The 17970-nt window shown below is 40.4% G+C and carries 16 protein-coding genes; 6 read left to right on the forward strand and 10 right to left on the reverse strand.

What is annotated here, in order from left to right; all coding sequences use genetic code 11:
• Positions 1-90 precede the first annotated feature (90 nt).
• The 3 genes from LV85_RS18720 (at position 91) to LV85_RS18730 (ending at position 1841) form a co-directional block, all read left to right on the forward strand.
• Positions 91-516 carry an energy transducer TonB gene (locus LV85_RS18720; protein WP_111322315.1) on the forward strand — a complete coding sequence of 142 codons (426 nt, stop codon included), beginning with the start codon at positions 91-93 and terminating at the stop codon, positions 514-516.
• 104 nt (positions 517-620) lie between these two features.
• Positions 621-1058: a lipocalin-like domain-containing protein gene (locus LV85_RS18725; protein ID WP_111322317.1), complete on the forward strand. Its 438-nt coding sequence runs from the start codon at positions 621-623 to the stop codon at positions 1056-1058.
• Positions 1059-1352: 294 nt separating this feature from the next.
• Positions 1353-1841 carry a Dps family protein gene (locus tag LV85_RS18730; protein ID WP_111322319.1) on the forward strand — a complete coding sequence of 163 codons (489 nt, stop codon included), beginning with the start codon at positions 1353-1355 and terminating at the stop codon, positions 1839-1841.
• 135 nt (positions 1842-1976) lie between these two features.
• Here LV85_RS18730 and LV85_RS18735 read toward each other — a convergent pair whose 3' ends face one another.
• Positions 1977-4526 carry a M14 metallopeptidase family protein gene (locus LV85_RS18735; RefSeq protein ID WP_111322321.1) on the reverse strand — a complete coding sequence of 850 codons (2550 nt, stop codon included), beginning with the start codon at positions 4524-4526 and terminating at the stop codon, positions 1977-1979.
• A gap of 126 nt (positions 4527-4652) precedes the next feature.
• Between LV85_RS18735 and LV85_RS18740 the strand changes: the two genes are divergently transcribed.
• Both LV85_RS18740 and LV85_RS18745 read left to right on the forward strand, forming a co-directional pair.
• Positions 4653-5420 carry a 3-keto-disaccharide hydrolase gene (locus LV85_RS18740; RefSeq protein ID WP_111322323.1) on the forward strand — a complete coding sequence of 256 codons (768 nt, stop codon included), beginning with the start codon at positions 4653-4655 and terminating at the stop codon, positions 5418-5420.
• Between the two features lie 83 nt (positions 5421-5503).
• Positions 5504-6844, forward strand: coding sequence for a Gfo/Idh/MocA family protein (locus LV85_RS18745; RefSeq protein ID WP_111322324.1), 1341 nt, complete (start codon positions 5504-5506; stop codon positions 6842-6844).
• A 190-nt stretch (positions 6845-7034) separates the two neighbouring features.
• On the opposite strand, the gene LV85_RS18750 is transcribed toward LV85_RS18745, so the two are convergent.
• The 4 genes from LV85_RS18750 to LV85_RS18765 form a co-directional block, all read right to left on the reverse strand.
• Complete coding sequence (locus LV85_RS18750; RefSeq protein ID WP_111322326.1) at positions 7035-7424, reverse strand: hypothetical protein; 390 nt, start codon at positions 7422-7424, stop codon at positions 7035-7037.
• 19 nt (positions 7425-7443) lie between these two features.
• Positions 7444-7833: a hypothetical protein gene (locus tag LV85_RS18755; protein WP_146260507.1), complete on the reverse strand. Its 390-nt coding sequence runs from the start codon at positions 7831-7833 to the stop codon at positions 7444-7446.
• Between the two features lie 25 nt (positions 7834-7858).
• Positions 7859-8356: a DUF937 domain-containing protein gene (locus LV85_RS18760; protein WP_111322330.1), complete on the reverse strand. Its 498-nt coding sequence runs from the start codon at positions 8354-8356 to the stop codon at positions 7859-7861.
• Between the two features lie 131 nt (positions 8357-8487).
• Positions 8488-9135 (reverse strand): CAP domain-containing protein, encoded by a 648-nt coding sequence (locus tag LV85_RS18765; protein WP_146260508.1) that lies wholly within the window; start codon positions 9133-9135, stop codon positions 8488-8490.
• A gap of 342 nt (positions 9136-9477) precedes the next feature.
• On the opposite strand from LV85_RS18765, the gene LV85_RS18770 reads away from it, so the two are divergent.
• Positions 9478-12714, forward strand: a complete 3237-nt coding sequence (locus LV85_RS18770; RefSeq protein WP_111322334.1) for a S41 family peptidase — start codon at positions 9478-9480, stop codon at positions 12712-12714.
• Positions 12715-12891: 177 nt separating this feature from the next.
• On the opposite strand, the gene LV85_RS18775 is transcribed toward LV85_RS18770, so the two are convergent.
• From LV85_RS18775 to LV85_RS18795, 5 genes are all read right to left on the reverse strand, one after another.
• On the reverse strand, positions 12892-14367 hold the full coding sequence (locus LV85_RS18775; RefSeq protein ID WP_111322336.1) for a M28 family peptidase: 1476 nt from the start codon (positions 14365-14367) through the stop codon (positions 12892-12894).
• A gap of 157 nt (positions 14368-14524) precedes the next feature.
• Positions 14525-15286 (reverse strand): RluA family pseudouridine synthase, encoded by a 762-nt coding sequence (locus LV85_RS18780; RefSeq protein ID WP_317046470.1) that lies wholly within the window; start codon positions 15284-15286, stop codon positions 14525-14527.
• A 55-nt stretch (positions 15287-15341) separates the two neighbouring features.
• Positions 15342-16226 (reverse strand): hypothetical protein, encoded by an 885-nt coding sequence (locus LV85_RS18785; protein WP_111322340.1) that lies wholly within the window; start codon positions 16224-16226, stop codon positions 15342-15344.
• The gene (locus tag LV85_RS18790) at positions 16223-17356 is read right to left on the reverse strand and encodes a 6-bladed beta-propeller (RefSeq protein WP_111322342.1); all 1134 of its coding nucleotides are present in this window, start codon (positions 17354-17356) and stop codon (positions 16223-16225) included. The genes LV85_RS18785 and LV85_RS18790 overlap by 4 nt, the downstream gene beginning before the upstream one ends.
• A 158-nt stretch (positions 17357-17514) precedes the next feature.
• Entirely contained in the window at positions 17515-17817 is a 303-nt protein-coding gene (locus LV85_RS18795; protein WP_111322344.1) for a hypothetical protein, read from the reverse strand.
• Positions 17818-17970 lie beyond the last annotated feature (153 nt).

Raw genomic sequence — 17970 nt, forward strand, 5'->3', positions numbered from 1 at the left:
AAAATCTGATTTCGTGGAGATACTTGAAGTTTCGACTTATAAATAACTCTACTTTACCATACTGAAAGACATTCACCTAAACCAATTATTATGAAATTATCAATCTCCAATTTCCCAATTAAAGCATCTCCTCTGTTTCTACTTGCGATGCTCTTTTTCGCTACTCTTCCCAATCAAACGGCGATTGCACAGACAGAATCTGAGACTGTCCATATGGAGGTAGATGAAATGCCACAACCCAAAGGGGGAATGGATGGCTGGAATACCTATTTGGCCGAAAACTTGAAATATCCTAAAGCAGCTAGCGAAGCGAAAATAGAAGGTACTGTGATCGCTACATTCGTAGTCTTAAAAAACGGCGAAATAGATTCTGTTGAAATCCTGCGTGGTATAGGAGGAGGATGCGATGAGGAAGTGCTACGATTGGTGAAAGAGTCTCCAAAATGGACTCCTGGAAAAAAGGATGGGGAGATCGTAAAAACACGAATGAGACTTCCTGTGAGATTTAAATTGTAAAAGTTAAGTTTTAATTAGTAGTAAAACATCCGGAGTATCTTCGGATGTTTTTTGTTTGTAGACAAATGATCTAGTTTTGCCGGTCAATAGCTGCAATCCATCCCATGAACAAAATAGAAGTAAGTAGTCGATTTTTAGTATGTCTTCCATTGCTGGTCCTTACGGTTATGATGTTTTCCTGCACGGACAACCTTGAGGAGAAGTTGGTTGGCTCATGGAAGGGCAGTGATCAATTGTTTGTCAAAAAGGCTGGTCCGAGCATTCCTGTTACCATTAATGGTGGGATAGAAAGGCACTTGAATAGTAGCTTTAATCTCAATGAAGATGGTACATACCAAAAGCTTGTAGGTGAATATGACAATGGGTCCGGTACTTGGGAGCTGAAAGATGATCAATTGATCATCCACGACAAGAGTGGAAATGACCTGACTTACACGCTCATCAAGCTTACGGACAAGGAATTGGTAACTATCCATAAAGTAAGTATGGAAACTCCAAGCGGAGAATTGTCTGGAAATATGACCTTGTCTTACACGCGATAATAGATTTCGGACGCGGTGAATATTGATCCCATTACTTTTTAATGAGTTTTGAGCGTTCATTTTACGCTGTTAGGAGTGAGGTTTTTCAACGAATTGGGGAATTGTTTTCATGGGATTAGCTTGGCTGATTTTATAGCTGATCAGAATAATCCATTTTTTATCGTATCGTTTAGAGATAAGTCAAAATAGTATTCCGCATAGTCTATCAAACCCCAGTATTCGTTTGGGGGGTATGGTCGTGGCATGTCTCTTGGATGATTAGTAGTATAATTTTAAATTTTAAAGACACTACATATGACTACTACTAAAGCAACACTCGCAAATCATTTGAAATTGGATAATAAAGCTATGAAAGAACTATCCGGCCAAATGAATGATTTACTTTCTGATTACCATATTTTCTATCAGAACGTAAGAGGGTTTCACTGGAATGTGAAAGGGGAAAACTTCTTTGATCTACACATCAAGTTCGAGGAGCTTTATACTCAACTATATGAAAATATAGATGAGTTGGCAGAAAGAATCGTAACGATAGGTTTCAAGCCGCTACATGCCTATTCTGATTATTTGAAAAGCACTATTCACAAGGAGATTACGGATGTTTCGAATGGAGATGAATGCGTAAAGCATGTGATTGATGGCTTGGGCATTTTGGCTCAGTCACATCGTAAAGCGGCCAAAGCTGCAGAAGAAGCTGATGATATCGCTTCAGCTGATATGCTTACGAAATTTGTGGGTGATATCGAGAAAAGAATGTGGATGTTTACCATGTTCTCTAAATAATACATAAGATAACTAACCAAAAAAAACCACAGTGAGAGCTGTGGTTTTTTATTTTGAAAACACTGTATTGGATTCCTAAAATTCAAAGAAAAGAGCGCCACTGAAGTCATGCAGTAGCGACTTGCAGTGCCATATCTAATCCATCAAATCCCCAAAGAATAAAGCGTTTAGGAATAATTTATTGGTACCAAACCAAGTTCCTCGGAAGTTGGGACTGTCGAAGAAATTGATCACTCTACCACCACCTACAGGCGATATAATTACACTCGCACTTTGTTTTAGCTTTTCCAGATTTGCGTCAGAAATATATCCTCCCAAATGTGGGTTTTCGGTATATCGAATAGGGCTGAGGTACTTGTTTTCACTCGGCTTCATAAATATGCTGTTGTTGCGATAAACAGGAAGTTCATCCCGCTGATAGCCATAAGCGATAGGATGGGTCAGATCCAGTTTTGCCATGTAGATGCTTCCTCCAACTGACTTGGCTCCTTCATGCTCTCGCTGTATCGCAAATGGAAGGTTTTTAGGTTCTGCTTCTTTTTCTTCGTCACTAACCTCTACCAGTGTTTCTTTGATAATCTCCTTTTTATTTAACCAGCTGCTGGCACTTTTCATGGATATAACGGTGCCGCCACGACTGATCCAGTCTTTCAGATGTGTGAGGAAAGCATCAGACAATGAATTGTAATTTCCAGATGGTAAGATTAGGCTTGTATAATCGAAAAGGTTTACTCTTCCCATATCATCGGAGTTTACTTTCGTTATTGGCATACCCAACTGACTATCCAATAGATACCATATCTCTCCTGCTTCATAACTTGATATTCCTTCACCCACTACCATGATTACTTTAGGCTTTTTCACCGCTCCGACCAGATTAGAACCAAGGTCTATCCCTGCTACATTCATACCTGTACCTGCCGCGAATATTTGCTGTGAATTTTCCTTTGCCAGTTCCTGAACAAGGCTTACGAGTTTTTCGGATTCTAAGCTTTGAAAACCTGTAGGAATCATCAAGGTTCCTGCTGCAAATTTGGTTTCCCCAGCTTGTGTATTTGCCGTAAATGGTCGATTGATGATCTCGACATGAACTCCTGCCTCTTGCAAATCAAAGAGCATTTTGGGAGCATAATAATCCGCCCAATCTATCAAATAGGCATAGGCTTTTTCCGTAGGGAATTCAAAAGTAGAAACTGCTGCTTCCGTAATTTGATCCCCTGATTTGATAGCGGAACTTGGCGCAAAAGGCATATCGTAAGCACGAGCCATAGTCCAGGCTGAAGCATCATAGAATACCGAGTCAGCAAATTCTTTTACATCCTCAAACATGGTACGTACCATTCTATATTGTGGCTGAGATGTAGGTACTATCCATGACTTGCCAGCTTTGAATTCGTATCCAGCAGCACTCAGGTCTTTAGTGTTTTCAAATACTTCGATTTTGTGATCTAACAGGAATTTCACAAAAAGTTGATTCTTACTTGCATCATACTCGTCGCCGAAGACATAGTTTTTGGCTGGATCTTTTGCGCCTTCAGAGACTGCCGTCTCGAAAAACTCTCTGAGGTAATCATGCATATACTCTCTATTATCCAAACCGGCTTCCATGGTCGCGAGAGAGGTTCGTACGTGATTTTTTATCGTAAAGGCAAAGCTGATATCTCCACGCTGACTGGACTGCAGATGTCCTCGGCTACTGGCTTGTTCAAATACTAGCCCTAAACCGCCTTGGATATCCGGATAGGTTGAGCCATAGCCGGGATAGCTATTATCGAAGACTTCTTTGGTCCAGTAAAGGCTTCCTATTTCATTCAAGTAGTCTGCGAAATAGGCTGCAAAGCGCACATTGATATCATCGTAATTTTTTCTTGGGATTACAGGATTCTCACTTCCGTAAGGTTTAGTTGGCTCAAAGAAATAAGTGCTATTTGTCCCCATTTCATGAAAATCGGTGGTCACATTTGGATACCAGTCGTGATACCAGGCTATTTTCACCTGAGATTCTGGATGTGCCAGAGGTAGCCAGTCCCTGTTCAGATCAAACCAGTAATGATTTGTTCTTCCGCCAGGCCAAGCTTCATTATGCTCCCTATCCAGCGGATCGGCTACAGGAGGAAAGCCTTTGTTGCTATTTGCCCAGAGGCTATGGCGATCACGCCCATCAGGATTGACGGTAGGATCGAAGTGAACGACGGAGTTTTCACGCAGATTTTGTGCTAATTCAGATTGAGAAGCTAGCAACCAATAGGCAGAAAGCATGGCTGCTTCTGCTGAGGAAGGTTCATTACCATGCACTCCATATCCCAAATGAATAATCGCCGGCATATTACTTACATCGGGCATTGGAAGGCTCGGATCTACCAATTGAAGATGTGTTTTTCTGATTGCTTCCAAATCAGCCATATGTGCAGCTGAAGCAATGGTAAGGATGATTTTAGGTCTATGTTCATGGGTATAACCTATCGTTTTTAGCTCGGCTAACGGGCTAACTTCATCCAGTTTTTCGAAGTATTTGACGATCAAATCATATCGTGTATGCCAATCGCCGATTGGATAGCCTAAAAACTCTTCAGGAGAAGGAATACTTGGGTCAAAACTTTCCTCTGGGAAATAATAGGAGGATTGCGCAAATCCTGATGCGCTAATGAGAATGCTGAGAAAAAGGCTGAGTATTAGTTTTTTCATAGGAAAATGGTTTCTGGAATTTACTAAAGAGAATCTGCACCACAATTTAAAATCCACCAATGGTTTTTGGTTTGCCGTGTTTTGGCTTAATTTATCGCCTTAATAGTAAATCCTAAAATCTATCGTATGAAAAATAGCATTTTCGCACTTGCTTTGACTGCCGGTGCTTTGACTTTGAGTTCATTAGCAACTGCCCAGGAGAAAACTCCACCACCAATGAAGCCTGAGGCTACGGAATTCTACACTCCGGTCCCGCCGAAAGTCACTCCTGGAGCAAACAATACCGCTCCTCCTTCTGATGCAATTGTACTTTTTGACGGTTCTAGTCTGAACGGTTTTGTCAGTGCAAAAGACGGTTCAAGTCCTGCGGAATGGACTATAGAAAATGGCGAATTGGTAGTGACAAGAGGTAAGGGAGATATACAATCCAAATTGCCTTTTGGTGATGCTCAGTATCATGTAGAGTGGTCAGCGCCAACAGAGATTGTAGGCGAAGGTCAGGGGAGAGGTAACTCTGGTTTTTTCTTAATGGGAATGTATGAGGTGCAGGTATTGGATAGCTACGAAAGTAAGACCTATACAAATGGACAAGCTGGAAGTATATATAAACAATTTCCTCCTTTGGCGATGGCACTTAGACCTGCTGGTGAGTGGAATTATTATGATATTATTTTCAAAGCTCCCCGCTTCAATAAAGACGGTATTTTGACTTCTCCTGCTACTGTTACGGTTTTGATGAATGGAGTACTAGTTCAAAATCATGTGATCTTAAAAGGCCCAACAGAATATATTGGTATTCCGAATTACAAGGCTCATCCAGAGAAGTTACCTATCAAACTTCAGGATCACGGTAACCCTGTGAGATTCCGAAATATCTGGGTTCGGGAGTTGTAAAAGTCTAATTCAAAGGGAGTAGTTATTCAGTTAGCTACTCCTTTTTTGTGCAATTGTCATTAAGAATTTAACCCAATAACCATATGTCATCGAGAAGAAGATTTATACAAAATACCATGTTGCTGGGAGCTGGTCTTACTATGCCTACTGTTCTCACAGCAGCAGATTTCGGCAGATATACCCGTAAAATAAAGCCCTCAGATCAACTGAATTATGGCTTGATAGGCTGTAAAGGTATGGGCTGGTCAAATATGAATGCACATCTCAAGATGCCTCAGGTAAACTGTGTGGCTCTGGCGGATGTAGATCAATCTGTGCTAGATCAGCGAACAGAAGATGTGTTTAAGCTCCGAGGAACTCGCCCTAAGCAATACAAAGACTACCGTAAGCTGCTGGAAGATCAGGATATAGACATTGTGATAATTGGTACGCCGGATCACTGGCATTGTCTGATCATGTGCGATGCAGTCTCTGCAGGTAAAAATGTCTATGTGGAAAAGCCAATTGCTAATACGATCGAGGAATGTCAGCTGATGGTCAAAGCTCAGGAACGCTACGGAAAAATCGTCCAAGTAGGGCAATGGCAGCGCTCGGGTTCGCAGTACGCTCAGGCAATTGACTATGTGAAATCTGGAAAGCTAGGTCAGATTCGCCTTGTGAAATGCTGGGCTTACCAAGGTTGGATGAAGCCTGTGCCCGTCTTGCCAAATGGGCCAGCTCCAGCGGGAGTTGATTACAAAATGTGGTTAGGTCCAGCTCCCGACAGACCATTCAATCCAAATAGATTCCATTTCAACTTCCGTTGGTTCTGGGATTATGCAGGGGGATTGATGACGGATTGGGGAGTTCATGAGATAGATATTGCATTATTTGCAATGGGAGTAAGCGCTCCCAAATCAGTGATGGCTTCAGGTGGTAAATTTGCTTATCCAGATGATGCTTCTGAGACTCCAGATACCTTACAGACTGTTTATGAATACGATGGCTTCAATATGCTATGGGAACATGCCACAGGAATAGATGGTGGGAATTATGGTACGACGGAAGGGATTGCCTTCATTGGCAATAATGCGACGCTGGTAGTGAATCGTGGTGGATGGAAGGTAATTCCAGAAACTGAATCCAAGGATGGAGTGAAGGTGCCGAAAGTGCCAGAAGTCCCTCATACTCCTGGGATAGGAAATGCCTTGGATCTTCATGCAATTAATTTCGTGGAAGCAGTGACAGCCAATGACCCTAGCTTGCTAAACTGTGCTATCCAAACAGGCAGCATCGCAGCGATCAATGCTCAGATGGGGAATATTGCTTATAAGACAGGTAAGAAGATCTACTGGAATGCTGATAAGAATCAATTTACAGATAAGGAAGCAAATCAATTAATCAAGGCTCATTACCATAATGGATGGGAGCTGCCGAAGATTTAAAAATCAAACAAACTTATGATAGGCTGCTTCTCCAGAAGCAGCTTTTTTATTTACAAAGCGCACCCGAAAAAGCGATTAAAAAAAATGATGATTTTTTACCCAGACTGTGGTAGTAGATGGCTATTATCTAGACAGACAAAAGCCGCAGAAATCACTCTCTGCGGCTTTCAATTTATAGTCTTATACTAGCTTAGAAGGCCAGTGCTGCCAGTCCAAGTTTGGATTTGAAAGGATTGATAGATTTCAGAACTTGACCTGAATATTTTTTGAATATGTCGCTGCCCAGCAAATCTGTTAGGAATTTGGTTCTGTTATTCTTCAGACCCAAGAAAGCAGACTTTTTATCATCGTCAGATTTATCGCTATTAGTAATATCCATTAGTTGATCTACAAAGCTTGAGTTATTTTTGGTTAGCTTGTCTTTTTGATCAGAATTAAGATCTAGTCCATCAGTGTCGTTAAGAACTCCCAGAACTTGAGAGGATAGATCCATCTTTGGCACTTTAAGTCCTTGGGCTTGTGTGCTTATCGAAAGCATCACGAGTAAGCTCAATCCGAGTAATAATTTTAATTTGTTCATAGTTGTATAATTTGGTTAATTACAGCACAAACTTAGCCAGTTTATACTTTCTGCGTAGCGGGCCAGTTTGTTTTTTGATTTTCTTACGGTATTTGCTGACAGTATCTTTACCGAGAATACTCTCAAAAGCGGAGTTTTGATCTTTAGCCAATCCAGTAATTTTGGCGATTTTGTTATCATCCGAATCATCTGATCCAGCGACTTTGATCACATTGTCCAAAAATGAAGAGTTACTAGTTTTCAATTTGTCTTTTTGATCATTGCTAATTCCGAGATCATCACCGGGGGAAAATGCGCCCATCATATCTTTTTTGAAATCTGGTGAGGGCAATTTGATAGTTTGTGCTGAAGCTTGCCAAGAGATTGCCATCATTAGCAAGACGAGCGTGAATATTGATTTGACTTTCACGATATGAATAAGTTTTGTTTGTGATTTATTTAAATAAGCCTTTTCCTAAGTCCATTAGGCCTCCTATATCCATTCCTCCCTTTCCTCCTCCATTTCCAAGCAATGAACCCAACAAGTCAGCAGTTCCTACTTTACCCTGTCCACCCTGAAGTGAAGAAACAACAGAAGACATAATGTCATTGTTATCTTGCGGGGCGTCATTCACTCGTTTGTTGAAGAAATTCATAATCATCGGAAGCGCGGCGGCGGCTATTCCCATGGCTTGCTCCTTGGAGATCCCTAGTTTTTCCATCAGGTTTTGCGAAACGTCTCCCTGAAGACTATTGATTTCTGAAGCACCTGGAGCCGTCTCTTTACCGGAAAACATTTCCTGTATGGCGGAGGTATCCCCTGAGGCAACGCGCTTTTGAAGGCTGCTGGCAAGGGAGTCTTTGATGGCTGCAGCTCCAGCTTTGTCCTGATTCATTCCTTGGAGCATTTCTTGAAGCGGCCCATCTGCTAACTGTAACAACTGATCTAACATGATTTCAAAAATTTGATTTGTTCAATTTCCTTAAAATGGAATGGGATTCCAATATTTTTCTTCTGAATTCATCAATTGACTAGCTAGATTGCTCAATAACAGAACGATTTTTTTCAATCGATGAAAGGAATTTATTGAACCAAAGCGATTTCCTGTCCTCCAAAATTCTGGACTCCAATTAGATAAGGGACATTGTGAAATTCCTTATTGTAATAGACGCTGGCACCACAACCTAACTGTACAAAATTTGGGTTTAGAATGCTCTTTCGATGGCTAGGAGAGTTCATCCATAGTTTTACCACTTCCTCCGCATAGCTAAGATAGGTATGTGGCAAGATCACTTCTCGTTTGGAACTGGCATAGGTATACATTCCTCCTGATCTAGGTATAATGATTTTTCTTCCATCTTGGTATTGTAGGCCTATGCTAGAACTGATATTTTCTCCGATTAGCATCAGGTTCAATCCTTCCAGTCCGAAGCGTTCATTGACGGTCTTCTTTCCTTTGATCTTACTGATATGTGAATAGAAATGTAGCTTGACCATGTCTGAGGCATGAGCAGCTGCTACTTTTTCTATGATCTCCGAATGTACAAATGGAGGCAGACCATATTTGATGCGCTCTTTATTGGTGACATAAAACATGGCAGCTTGTAGCAACCCAGGATCCATCTTTTTGTAATTGATGGTTTGATGAACTGCTGCCAATTGGAAAAATTCTTCAGGACTGAAGCGCTTATAATCTGAGGGAATCCAAGATTGTGCTGATGCTGATTGCACCAAAAGGAAAAGGTAAATGAATAGAGTCCGTGAAAGCAAGGTGACTTTGTCTTGAAATGGGAACAGGTGTCTTCTGAAGAATAGACGAAAAATGGGCTCAAATATTTTATTGAACCAGGGTGCTTTTGTGTGATATCGATCAAAACACTGTACGGTTTTGAGGCAGTCTGATTTAAAGCTGATTTTTTAGCATACTTAAAATCAATCACTTAAATTGAAATACTGTGTGATGGTATTGTTTTTTCTATAGATACAGATCTTTTAATTTAAATGATTTGACCTATAGCGTTTTGATGGTTAAATACATTTTACAAGTATTTTCAATCCAAATAATTACTTCCTATGAGAAAATTCATATTAGGCTTGTCGATTTTCGCAGCCCCTTTCTTTAGTCAGGCACAGACTGATGCCAGGCTTATGCAATTGCCCGATGTATCGGATACTCAGATTACTTTCACTTTTGGAGATGATATTTGGATAGTGCCAAAGCAAGGAGGCGTCGCCCAGAGACTTACTTCTCCTGCTGGTCCAGAAATGTATCCGAGATTCTCCCCTGATGGCAAGCAGATCGCCTTTTCTGCTAACTACAATGGGAATTATGATGTTTATGTAATGCCTACAGCGGGTGGAGTACCCACTAGACTGACTTATCATGGTATGCCGGATTATGTGCAGGGCTGGACCCCTGATGGCAAATCTGTGCTTTTTACCTCAGGTCGTGAAAGTGGCAAGGAGCGCTTTTCGCAGTTTTATACTGTAGCAGCCCAGGGTGGGCTTCCTACCAAATTACCTGTGCCATATGGGGAGTTTGCTTCTTATTCTCCTGACGGAAAAAGATTTGCTTACACTGATAAAAGCCGGGTAAATAGAAATTGGAAAAGGTATAGAGGAGGAACAGCGCCTGATATTCTGCTCTTTGACCTGGCAAGTTATAAAACCGAAAATGTAACACTAAATGATGCCAACGATGAACTTCCGATGTGGATAGGCGATGCAGTTTTTTACATGTCAGACAATGGCCCGGAAGAAAGGAATAATCTCTGGAAATATGATCTGAACACCAAGCAAAACACCCAGCTGACCGATTTTAAGGACTTCGATATCACCTTTCCTTCCAATAGCGAGCAAGAAATTGTCTTTGAAGCTGGTGGAAGTTTGTACCTATATGACATCGCTACCGATAAATCACAGCGTATAGAAATTCAGATTATTTCCGATCAAAAAGCCATGATTCCGAAGATCGTGAAAACTGAATCTGACCTCACAGCAGCAAGTATTTCTCCAGATGGAAACAGAGTGATAGCAAATGCCCGCGGGGAGATATATAATTTGCCAGCGAAAAAAGGTTTTGTTACCAATCTGACCAATACATCTGGTGTAGCCGAGCGCTATCCTGAAATAGCTCCAGACGGCAAAAAGATCGCATACTGGTCAGACGCAACTGGCGAATACCAGCTTACCATCAAAAGCTTGGGAGCTGATTCGGAGACTAAAACACTTACCAAATTCAAAGATGGTTTTGGTTACAATATCTTCTGGTCGCCAGATAGTAAGAAAATTGTATCTGTAAATCAGGCTATGGAAGTCATGTTAATCGATGCTAGTTCTGGGGACGTTCAAGTGATTGATCAAGGAAAGTATATGTTTGAAGGGAATCTTCAGGGCTTTGCCGTAAGCTGGTCACCAGACAGCAGATATATCACTTATAGTCTGTCTAAGGTAAATCGAGCTACTTCAGCGCTTTATGTGTTTGACACTCAATCAGGCAAGGCATCACAGCTAACTTCGGGTTTTTATTCTGATCAAAGCCCTGCTTTCAGCGAAGATGGTAAATACCTTTTCTTCAGTACCAACCGAAACTTCAGTCCACAGTATTCAGATATCGACAATACTTTCATCTACTCCAATACCACTGGTGTAGCTGTGGGAACCTTGAATCAGTCTATTTCATCCTTGATTTCTTTAGAAAACGATGAGATCAAAGTCGAAGAGGAGAACTCAGATAAGGAAGATGATAAAAAGGAGGAAAAAGAAGAACCAAAAGGAGTAGAGTTTGAGACTACAGGCTTCGAAAATAGAATAGAGATGCTTGATATTTCCACTGGAAATATAAGTGATTTAGCCAGTTTAGAAGGAAAGCTTCTGTACCTGCGTCACCCGAATACTGGTGCCGCTGATGATTCTCAAAGCAGTTTGCAAGTCTTTGATTTTGAGGAGAAAGAATCCAAGACCGTAATAGAAGGAATAGGTGGTTTTTCACTTTCAGCAGATCGCAAGAAAGTGTTGGTGTTCTCCATGGGCAAACTTGCTGTGATCGACCCCGCTCCTGGCCAGAAAATAGAAGAAACGGTGCCTCTTGGTGATATGCAAATGACTGTAGTTCCAGCTGAAGAATGGAAGCAGATTTTCAATGATGTGTGGAGGTTTGAGCGGGATTATTTCTACGATCCAACTATGCATGGAGTGGACTGGGCGCTTATGCGCAAGCGATATGGCGATTTGGTAGCACAGGCAGGATCGAGACGCGATGTCAATCTAATCATTGGCGATCTGATTGCAGAATTGAACGCTTCTCATACTTATAACGGTGGAGGAGATATGGATTCTGGACCAAGCTTATCTGTAGGCTATTTGGGAGCTAATTTCACTCTTGAAAATGGTGCTTACAAAATCGCCAAGATTATCAATGGAGCTCCTTGGGATGTGGAAGTTCGTTCACCGCTTTCAAGGCCTGGTCTAGATATCAAAGAAGGAAATTATATCCTTGCCATCAACGGTCAACCAATAGATGCGACCAAATCTATTTATGCCGCTTTGCAAGGCCTTGCTGGCAAAACAGTGCAGCTGACCGTAAATAGCTCAGCTTCTATGTCAGGAGCTAGAACAGTATTGGTGGAACCTCTAAGATCAGAAGCAAGACTTCGGAATCTAGACTGGATCAATGATTTCCGGAAGCGAGTAGAAGAGGCTACAGATGGACGAATCGGCTACATTTTCGTTCCTAGTACAGGGGTGGATGGGCAAAATGAGCTTTTCCGTCAGTTCTATGGACAGATGGAGAAAGAAGGAATGATTATAGACGAGCGCTTCAATAATGGTGGACAGATTCCAGATCGATTTGTAGAACTGATGGATCGTCAACCGCTTGCATTTTGGGCAGTTCGTGATGGTCAGGATTGGGCCTGGCCTCCTTCAGGCAACTTCGGCCCGAAGGTGATGTTGATCAATGGATTCTCGGGTTCTGGTGGAGATGCATTTCCTGATTACTTCCGCAAGCGTGAGATTGGCCCGCTGATCGGAACTCGCACATGGGGTGGATTGATAGGTATTTCAGGAGCACCAAGTTTGATAGATGGCGGTTCTGTGACAGTACCAACTTTTAGAATGTATGATCCTGATGGTACTTGGTTCAAGGAAGGTCATGGCGTAGATCCGGATATTGAAGTTGTAGAGGATTTCGAAAGTCTGGCCAAAGGAACAGATGCTCAATTGGAAGCAGCAATCAAAGAAGTAATGAGGCTATTGAATAGTACAGATCGCTTTAAGGTGCCAGCTAGGCCTGCTTACGAGAAGCGCTAATTTTGGAAATTTGGCTTAAATATTATTACTGGATTTTCTAATTACAGCCTGATTATTAAAGAACCAGCTAGTCATGACTTAAAGAAAAAGAAAGAGGTAGTAAATCGACTACACCAGCGACTTACTACCTCTCACTTTTTACCTCTTACAATACTTACTACTTACGAACCTTACGACTTACTTATCCCCGTAAAGCGCCTTACCCGCTTCCTCGTACTTATCACCGGCAACCCACATAGGTTGGTTTTTGGAGTTGGCAATGTTTTGCGCAGCAAGGATAAATGATTTCCAGTAAAGGGTCACATAGTCCAAATCCATGGAATCCACGTGATCACCAGCTTTGTGATAATACTTGTTTATCTCATCATCAAATGCGGTAAAACCCAAGCTGAAAGTAGGAGCGGGGATGCCTTCTTTGGCGAAGTTCACATTATCTGATCTATCGTAAAGTCCTTGCTCAGGCGCTGGGTCTGCGATTGCTTTCAATCCAAAATCTGCTACGGCTTCAGAAACCAAATCATCAGCGGTTGTTCTGCCCAGACCGATTACCGTAATAATAGAAGTGTCGTTATAGCCAGCTCCATCGATATTTAGATTGTAGATGATCTGATTCAAGGGGATAAGTGGATTCTCTGCAAAGTATCGGCTACCTAGCAAACCTTTTTCTTCAGCAGTCCAAAGAGCTAGCAATACAGATCTTTTTGGCGGGTTTTTCGCAAGGAATTTCGCTGCATTCATTACCGCTACCGTACCTACTGCATTATCACGAGTACCATTATAAATGGAATCACCACTTGCATCAGGAGCACCAATTCCTACATGATCATAGTGCGCAGAAAGCATCACATATTCGTTTTTCAAATTCTTGTCTGTTCCTTCTATCCAGGCTAGCACATTTTTCCCATCAATGGCTACATTGGTTTTGCCGTCAATTTCCACATCAGCCGATTTAGCTGTACCTGTAGCAATTGCTTTGGGTAATACATTCGAAAGATCTTTTACCCAGATATAAGGAAGTTTGCTTGACTCACCATTGTCTATGCCCATTTGAGCACGATTCAGGTAATTGGCGATCAACTGCCAAGGAATAGAAGGAATATTGAAGCGCTCAATAAGCGCTACTGCACCTTGTTTTTTGGCATTGGATGTTTTTTCGCTACCTAGAGAGAATAGATCTGCAGGCCCCATTTTGTCAGGAGCACCCACGCTACTCACTGCTATTTTACCAGTCAGATCTTTTCCTTCGAAGTCAGCTGGGGTTCCGAATCCTACATCGACCAATTCATAGGTTCCTGTCAGTGATTCTCCATCTAGCACCAGCAGATTTACCCCTTGGCTATAAGTGGAATCGCCTAAAGTGATCTCACCTTTGGAAGGTGGTGAGGATAGACGGAAGGGGATGTTTTGAAAGTAGCCATCAGCTCCCGGAACCGGTTTTGCACCAGCATCTTCCAATTGCTTTGCTATAAAATCATAGGCAAGTGCCATTTCAGGGGCAGCAGGATCCCGGCCTTTTAACTCATCAGAAGCAAGATATGTCAGTTCAGAAATCGCGCCCTTTTCATCGAATTTCTTATCAATTTTCTTCTTTTGCGCCTCAGCCACAAAAGTCACGGATAGTAGAAGGCTAAGGCCTAAAAGTGATTTTTTCATATGTGTATAAATAGTTTTTGTCTCTGTTTGAAGTAAATTATAAAGGCAGGAAGACCGAAGAGGCCTCAATATCAGCAATGTTTATTTCCTTTAAGTTCTTTGAATCAATTGCTTGGGCTATTATGCTAAAGTAAAGCATTTTTATAAAAAGTTGACTTTAATCGGCTAGATGTATGGCAGCCCATCCCAAGTCCCTGAAGGTTTTTTGGAAATGAGGGGGGAGTTCGGCTAGAACTGAAATGGATTCGGATGAGACAGGATGAGTAAATTCAAGTTTTCTTGCATGCAAAAGCAAGTTCTCCAAACCGAATTGCTTCTCAAAAAACTGGTTCTGCTTATTATCACCATGCTTTTTGTCTCCCAAGATGTAATGCCTCAGATGTGCCAAATGACGACGGATCTGATGAGTACGGCCTGTTTCAGGTTTCAGTTCTAGTAAAGAATAACGACTAGTAGGATATCTTCCTGTAGTATCAAACGGGATTTCAGCCTCGGCTAGCACCTGATAATACGTTTGGGACTCCTGTATCCTTCCCGATCGCTCGCTTTTCAAAGGATGATCAATCATCGCTGATTTAACTTCAGGAATCCCACGAACAATCGCTAGATAGGTTTTCTTCACAGATCGATCAGCAAATTGCTCTTTTAGCATTGGAAGTACATCTTCCTGCTTGGAGAAAAGCAAAACACCGCTGGTTGGTCTATCCAATCTGTGAACAGGATACACATGCTGCCCAATCTGATCACGAAGCATTTGCAAGGCAAAAATAGTTTCCTCCGCTGCAATGGAAGTTCGGTGAACCAGCAAGCCTGAAGGCTTATTGATCGCAATCAGTTGCTCATCTTCATAAAGTATTTCTAACACAAGAAAATTTGAGATAGGTGGATTTGAAATGGGTAATCTTTGAGCAATCAGTATTCTTTTCTCATTTCACAAATTATAAGAACTGGATAATCTGTGTTTGTCAACAATATTACTCTATTAAGTATTCTAACACCACTGCAAAGTGATCTTTTCGTTTGTTTAGAGTTCCTATTGAACCACCAGAATTGTAAAAGGCTGCAGTTATTTTCTGATTTGATTGGTTCTGGAAAGGGATTACAAGTGATTCATATGGATCGTTTCCTTGATTTACCACATCGAAAACTAGAAAGGCTCCTTTATATTTCCCAGGTATAATGAATTCATCAGCTGTCAAATCAAGATCATTCCACCCATGTCCGTTACCTTCGTAAAGTGTATTGGATTTGGCACGTATGTCTCGAAACTGGCTAATACGGTAGATGTCACCTTCTTTAGGTTTTTTAACTTCGTCGGAAACTAAAACACGAACGGTGATTTTTGGATTGGGGTCACCTAATTCGGAAAGGTAAAGGCTAAGTCGAGAAAGGATTCGGGTTTGCTTTCCTTCAAACTCAAAATAGACAGCGTATCTATTTATTGTTGTTGAATTTCTCTTTTTGTCTTGATTTTTTGAAAGTGTAATCGGGAGGTTAAAGTCGCCTGTAACCTGCTTTCTGAGTTTTTTTGAATTTAGTTGATATTCTGGCATTTCTATAAACCGTGGTTCTAGAAGTACCAACCTCGACTTTTTCATAATTGCTTTTGATATCAAGGTGTCTGCATAGCCCATGGCGGAAATACTAAAAGTTGCATTTTCGGGAAATAAAGACATATCCATCTTAAACTCTCCCTCAGGATTACTGGAGGCCCATTTCTGGGTAGTCAATTCAGTAATTTTGGCATAGGAAATTGGAACACTATCATGATTAGATTTCAAGATCCACGCTTCTTGACCGTAAAGAAAATTTGTTTCGAATAATAAAATAGCTAATACGCATACGATAGTTCTTTTCATTGATTCGGGAAATTATTTATACTGTATTTTAAAAGAAAGGGTTTTGACATATCAAATTTTGATATTTCATCAGTCGACAATCCCATTTGCAAGAGAATTTCTTTATCATATTCATCTGGATACAAAATCGACAAATTATATCCATCAGAAACAGAAAAGGGCCACATCAGATAATCCTCCAATGGCCCGATATCACTAATAATTATTCCTCTATCATTTATTAAATCATAAAGACCTATCCTGATTTCCTCTATCGTTCGCCAATAAAAATTAAAACTTATCACACTATCTATCAAATTAAAGTTATGAACAGCAAATGCATAGTCCTGAGATCTTAGAATTTCATAAAAATCCTCTGCTTCTTCTAACGATTGAGCTATTTTTGGCAGACTATTCTTGCCAAAATCTACCTGATAGACAGGGGAAAAATCCAAGCTATCCATAGCATATATAATTTCTGAGAATGGTTCTGCATAAAAAATTCTATTTCCAATATTAGATAAATTACCCCTTTGAGATGCTTCTATTACCCCAGCAGGTTTCTCATTATTAAAAATAACTTGATAATTCTCATCTAAAAATACTAACCCTCTGTAGGAACCATTTTCAAGTTCATCATCACTTAACCCAATTGAATGACCAAATGAATTCCAATTCAATAAATCACCTCTGAAATATCCACTAGCCTCAAATGATTCCAAAAAACTTAGATTTGGAAGTTGATATTTTATGATTTTTTGCAGTCCTCGGTCATATACTGCTAGATTATCTTCGTGTATAATATAACTTTCCAAGGTAGTAAATTCACCTGGGCCAGACCCAATTCTTCGAAGCGTATTTATAAAATCCCCACTTTTATTGAATATATAAAGTGCTTGTGCATAATCTTTATCATGTAGGATTAAGTAATCAGCGTAATATCTGATAGAATGTATCCTACCCAAGGAAACAGAATCTGGAATGTTTAGCAGTACGATTTCTAGATTATCAGATATTTCTGAGAAATCAACTATTCTACTACCACTTTGGAATTGCAATGTTTTGATTTTAATTAAATCTTCCCTTTGAGAACTACAGGAAATTAGGACAATAGAAAAAAATATCAGAAATAAAATATTTATAATTTTCATTAGACTCTATAATATGTTATGATAAATATTTTAAACATTAAGAAACTAATTGGTCTTCAGCTTTTTTTAAGACATTGAATTATTTGCTAAAAAAATAAAGTTTTTTAAATAAGGTTGAGAAGCTTTCACTACCCAACCTCTTTGCTGAGAATATTAGATTAAGGGAGACTTGGTATTTCTGGCCACCCAGGGCCAGTATCTCTGAGTAAACAAGTTTTATTCGCTTTTACAATGCAGTTCGTTGAAAGAAATACTTTTTTATAACCACAAAGCATATAAGCGTCATCACCTACTGGCTGGCTCACACAAGGAGGGTCTTCCAGAACTTCCTTTGCATTGGTATTACTGACCAGTCCCCAGTCTCCATTTACATCTGTTTGAATGTTCAATACAAAGGCTAAAAAGAACACCAGAATCCCTACTATTTTGACGGGATAGAGCTTTGATTTCTTGTAATCCATAATTATTGTTGTTTAAGTTTGTGTTAGTTTTTAAGTCTATAAAAAAAAAACTGTAACTACAAAATAATTAAGAAGTTAATTTGATTTTCTTCAAAAGAAAAGCTAATGAATTGAAATTAAGGAATCCGATCTCATTAGCCTCGTAAAGCGTAA

The organism is Algoriphagus chordae (assembly GCF_003254055.1).
GTDB classification, from domain to species: domain Bacteria; phylum Bacteroidota; class Bacteroidia; order Cytophagales; family Cyclobacteriaceae; genus Algoriphagus; species Algoriphagus chordae.